Below are 4968 nucleotides of genomic sequence, written 5' to 3'. Positions count from 1 at the left end.
CAGGTGGTGAGTAATAGCAAATTTGTCTCAGTGGGAGTCCAATTCCCGACTGAGATAAACGCTCCGCGAGGATGCGCAGTGATTCTGATAGGAACATGTCAGCTTCGCTGACCAGAATCACGCGCCAAGTCTCACGGACGTTCGACTTGAAAAAGTTAGATATAAAGATTCAGGGAGTGTATATAACAGGTAAGAGGTAGATTTTATGCAGAAAAAGGAAGACGCATTAAAAGGCGTTAAACTATTTGTCCTTGATATGGACGGAACAGTATATTTAGGAAATCACATGATTGATGGAGCGCTGGACTTCATACACGAGGTAGATGCTTCTGAAGACAGAGATTATATTTTCTTTACAAATAATGCTTCCCGTGTTCCATCTGTTTATGTGGAGAAGCTTCATAAACTGGGCTTGGATGTAGATGAGAGCAAGGTAGTAACAGCCGGAGATGTATGTGCAGAGTTTTTGAAAGTGAATTATCCGGGAGCAAAGGTTTATTTAAATGGTACCCCTGTTCTTGAAGAAAACTGGAAAGAAAAAGGAATTCATCTTGTGGAAGAAGATCCTGATGTAGCGGTACAGAGCTTTGATACGACATTAACTTATCATAAGTTAGACAGAATCTGTCATTATGTAAGGAATGGTGTTCCTTTTATCGCAACGCATATGGATACCAACTGCCCAACGGAATACGGATTTATGCCAGACTGTGGAGCAATGTGCAGCCTGATCACAGATTCAACAGGAGTGAAGCCTCGTTTCCTTGGAAAGCCATGGAAAGAGACTGTGGATATGGTTGCAGAAATCACTGGATATAAAGCAGAAGAGATGGCATTTGTGGGTGACCGTTTATACACAGATGTGGCAACAGGTGTTAACAATGGAGCAAAAGGATTCCTCGTTTTAACTGGTGAGGCGGATATGCAGACTGTAGCAGAATCTGATGTAGAACCGACTTGTATTTATGATTCTTTAGGTGAAATGAGAAGATATTTATAAGATAATCTTTTGCTAATTGATTCCAGAGAATTTATAGTATAAAATATTAAATAAAAAAGCAGATTTTCTGCGGAAAAAGGAGAATTAAAAATGAAAATAGTATTTGGATGTGACCCTAACGCAACAGAATTTAAATTACAGTTAATGGAGTATGTAAAAGGTCTTGGACATGAAGTAGCAGATTTAGGAAGCGATGATCCTATCTATGCTAATACAGCAATCGAAGTAGCAAAAGCTGTAGCAGCAAAAGAATACGATAGAGGAATTATTGTTTGTGGAACAGGTATTGGTGTTTCTATTGCAGCAAACAAAGTAAAAGGAGCTTATGCTGCATGTATTCATGATGTATACCAGGCTCAGAGAGCACAGCTTTCTAATCATGCAAACATTATTACTATGGGTTCACAGGTTATCGGAATCGAACTTGCAAAACAGCTTGTTAAAGAATATCTTTCTGTAGAATGGGATCCTAACTGCAGATCTGTTGCAAAAGTACAGAGAATCATTGACTTTGAAAATGAAGAATAATCTATCAGATCTTACATGCGCTTGAGTTGAAAAATAAGAGTGGGTATTGGGTAAAACAATATAGCATAGAAAGTATGCTTTAATGATGAAAGGAGTTACAAAATGGCAGAATATTTAATGGGTATTGATGCAGGAACCGGTAGTGTACGAGTAGCGTTATTCGATTTCAGAGGACAGAATCGTGCGTATGCTGTTGCAGAGTATGGAACTACTTATCCTAAAAATGGATGGGCAGAGCAGAGCGATTACGAATGGTTTGAGGCATTAAAGAAAGCAATTCCTGAGTGTATCAAGAAGGCTGGTATTGCAGCAGATAATATCGCAGCGATTACCTGTGATGCTACAACAAACACATTAGTGTACTTAGATGAGAATGATACTTCTGTACGTCCGCCGATTCTCTGGATGGATGTTCGTGCGACAGAAGAAGCATCCTTCATCGATACTATTCGCGAAGAATATGATGCAACGAAGTTCTATAAACCAGGATTTAGAGCAGACACTATGGTTCCAAAGTGTATGTGGGTTAAGAAGAACGAGCCTGAAAACTGGGCAAAAACTAAGACAATCATGGAATTTGAAGACTGGCTGAACTGGAAGCTTACAGGAAGAAAAACAGTAAGTATGTCCGTTGCAGCATTCCGTTGGAATTATGATGATAAAAATGGCGGATATCCAGTAGACTTCTATAATGCAGTAGGACTTGATGATGTTGTTGATAAGTTCCCAGAACCAGTATTAAAAGTAGGAGAAGTTGTTGGTAATATCAGTGCAGAAGCTGCAGAAATCTTTGGTCTTAGCAAAAAGACAGTTGTAGTAGAAGGTACAGCAGACTGTAATGCATGTATGTTTGGCGTTGGTGGTGTAAGACCAAACGGTATGACATTAATTGGTGGAACATCTACCTGTCTGTTAGGTCTTTCCGAAGAAGAATTCCATGTAGACGGTGTAAACGGAACATATCCGAACTGTATGTATGATGGAACCAGTCTTTTAGAGGGTGGACAGACAGCAGCAGGGTCTATCCTGACATGGTTTAAGAATAACTTACTTCCAGCAGCATGGATGCAGGAAGCAGTAAACCGTAACATGAATATTTATGATCTCATCACAGAAAAAGCATCTGAAGTACCTATCGGATGTGATGGTCTTGTTATGATGGATTATTTCCAGGGTAACAGAGCTCCTTATGCAGATTCCAAGGCAAGAGGAATGTTCTGGGGCTTATCCATTGGTACAACACCTGCTCACCTGGCAAGAGCCGTATATGAAGGTGTTGCTTACGGTGCAAATCACTGTATCGTCAGCATGAAGAAAGCTGGATATGATGTAAAAGAAATCTACGCTTGTGGTGGTTTAGCACAGTCTGATTTCTGGATGCAGATGCATGCTGACATCATCGGTGTTCCAATGTACACAACAGTAGAGAGCCAGAGTGCAGGATGTCTTGGTGACTGTATCATCGCAGCAGTTGGTGTTGGTATTTACCCTAACTTCTGGGAAGCAGCAGACAGCATGATCCGTGTAGATAAAGAGTATATCCCTAACATGGAAGCACACAAAGAGTATCAGTTCTATATGGATAGATACATGGAAACATGGCCACAGATGAGAGAAATTGTACATAAAACAGTAGACCATAACAACAAAAAATAGTATTATATTAATATTGTAAATAACTAATAAGCCCGCGGAGGATACGTTACCTGTATGCTTCGCGGGTATATTAGATTTTAACTTGGAGGATTAACTATGTCAGAAGTAAAAGTAATTGGTATCGGTAATGATCACGCAGCAGTAGACCTGAAAAATGAAATCAAAGCATATCTTGAAGAAAAAGGCTACAAAGTAGTGAACTACGGAACAGATTCTTCCGAAAGCTGCGATTACCCAGTCTACGGGGCAAAAGTAGGTAATGCTGTTGCAAGCGGTGAAGTAGATGCAGGTGTTTTAATCTGTGGAACAGGAATCGGTATCTCCATCGCAGCCAACAAAGTAAATGGAGTTCGTGCAGCAGTTGTAAGTGAGCCGGTATCTGCAAGACTCACAAAAGAACACAACAATGCAAACATCATTGCATTCGGTGCAAGAATCGTTGGAAGCGAAATGGCAAAAGCAATCGTAGATGCATGGCTTGATGCAGAATATATCGGAAGCGGCCGTCATGAGAGACGAGTGAATATGATTGAGGAAGAAGCAGCAAAGTATAATAAATAGAAAAATATCTTAATTCTATTTTAGAGCGTGTTTGAAGAAGTAGTTTTCGAACACGCTTTAACACTATTTTAAGATTTTTATTTATAGAGATTTTCAGGTACTTCTACTCTGAGTACTTTTATAAAAAAGAAAGAATTTATGGCTACATAGCCACGGAGGAAGATTATGAGTCGTTTTATGACAATCAAAGCAGAAGAAATAGCAGAAGCATTTGAAACCGAGAGAAGACAGTACTTTGTCGGAAACTTAAAGAGACCACAGCATATCCCTTTTGTAAAGTCAGAGACTACAGAGATGGGTCTGACCGTCTATGATAAATTCACTGGCGAGCCAGCACACAGACACTCCGTAGCAAAAGAGTATGCCTATGTTATCTCCGGCAGAACTCAGTATATGGACTTAGATACGAGAGAAATTTATGAATATCACGCAGGAGACTTCTTCGTTACATTTCCGGGAACAACTTATGTTCAGAAGGCAGAAGCCGGAACGAAAATGATCTTTGTAAAAGAACCATCGATTAATGACAAAGAACTCGTCCCGATGGATGAAGAAGCCCAAAAGTGGATGGAAACAGAATTCTGATTTGTGAAGCTGCGGAGCAGACGAACTCCTGAAGCTAAATAAAGCATATTTGTGACTTTAGTCGCTGCGGTTTGAATGTTCGCTTAAAGCGCTCACATCCAAACCTTGCTCCGAGGCCACAAATATGCTTTATTTAGCTTCAGGAGTTCTGTGCATTGACAGCTCAGAAAATCAGTCGGAGAGATTTGGGGAAGAGGACAGAATATGTAGAAGTTCCGGGAAATGAAATTCTATAGGATTGACACTTGAACCAGTGCCATAATCGTATAGTTATTTATGGTCACTACTTTCTAGAGTGTGTTTATAAATTTATTTTTTGAAAAAACAAAGTAATTTGTGGTAAGCACGCTCTAAAGAAAGCAAAAAAGTTATAAGGCGAATGGCTAAATCCCAGAAATTTTCCAAAGATAGTTATAATATCAAATGATTTAAAATGATAAGATAAGTGTCAGTCCTCCAGTATTTCAATCCCTCAAAAAATCACAACCCGTTGAAGTCTCCCTCAAATCTTTCTCAAAATAAATTCTGAGTTTGAATAGGCAGCCAAAGACAGCTCTCAGTAAATAAAATAACCTATATTTGTGGCCTCGGAGCAAGGTTTGGATACGAGCGTGTGTAAGCGAGTTATTCAACCTGCA

At 39.5% G+C, this 4968-nt stretch carries 5 protein-coding genes; all 5 read left to right on the top strand.

The window, feature by feature from the left end; translation table 11 throughout:
- The first annotated feature begins 205 nt into the window (after window positions 1-205).
- Window positions 206-1000: an HAD-IIA family hydrolase gene (locus tag EUBHAL_RS12995; RefSeq protein WP_005350840.1), complete on the top strand. Its 795-nt coding sequence runs from the start codon at window positions 206-208 to the stop codon at window positions 998-1000.
- 90 nt (window positions 1001-1090) lie between these two features.
- Window positions 1091-1528 carry an RpiB/LacA/LacB family sugar-phosphate isomerase gene (locus EUBHAL_RS12990; RefSeq protein ID WP_005350831.1) on the top strand — a complete coding sequence of 146 codons (438 nt, stop codon included), beginning with the start codon at window positions 1091-1093 and terminating at the stop codon, window positions 1526-1528.
- Window positions 1529-1630: 102 nt separating this feature from the next.
- Window positions 1631-3184: an FGGY-family carbohydrate kinase gene (locus tag EUBHAL_RS12985; protein ID WP_005350816.1), complete on the top strand. Its 1554-nt coding sequence runs from the start codon at window positions 1631-1633 to the stop codon at window positions 3182-3184.
- A 96-nt stretch (window positions 3185-3280) separates the two neighbouring features.
- Complete coding sequence (rpiB, locus tag EUBHAL_RS12980) at window positions 3281-3745, top strand: ribose 5-phosphate isomerase B (RefSeq protein ID WP_005350812.1); 465 nt, start codon at window positions 3281-3283, stop codon at window positions 3743-3745.
- A 165-nt stretch (window positions 3746-3910) separates the two neighbouring features.
- Window positions 3911-4330, top strand: a complete 420-nt coding sequence (locus EUBHAL_RS12975; protein ID WP_044923545.1) for a cupin domain-containing protein — start codon at window positions 3911-3913, stop codon at window positions 4328-4330.
- Window positions 4331-4968: the final 638 nt, after the last annotated feature.

This window comes from Anaerobutyricum hallii DSM 3353 (genome assembly GCF_000173975.1).
GTDB classification, from domain to species: Bacteria; Bacillota; Clostridia; order Lachnospirales; family Lachnospiraceae; genus Anaerobutyricum; species Anaerobutyricum hallii.
Note: the sequence above shows the minus strand (reverse complement) of the source record. Positions and strands in the feature narration are given on the sequence as shown.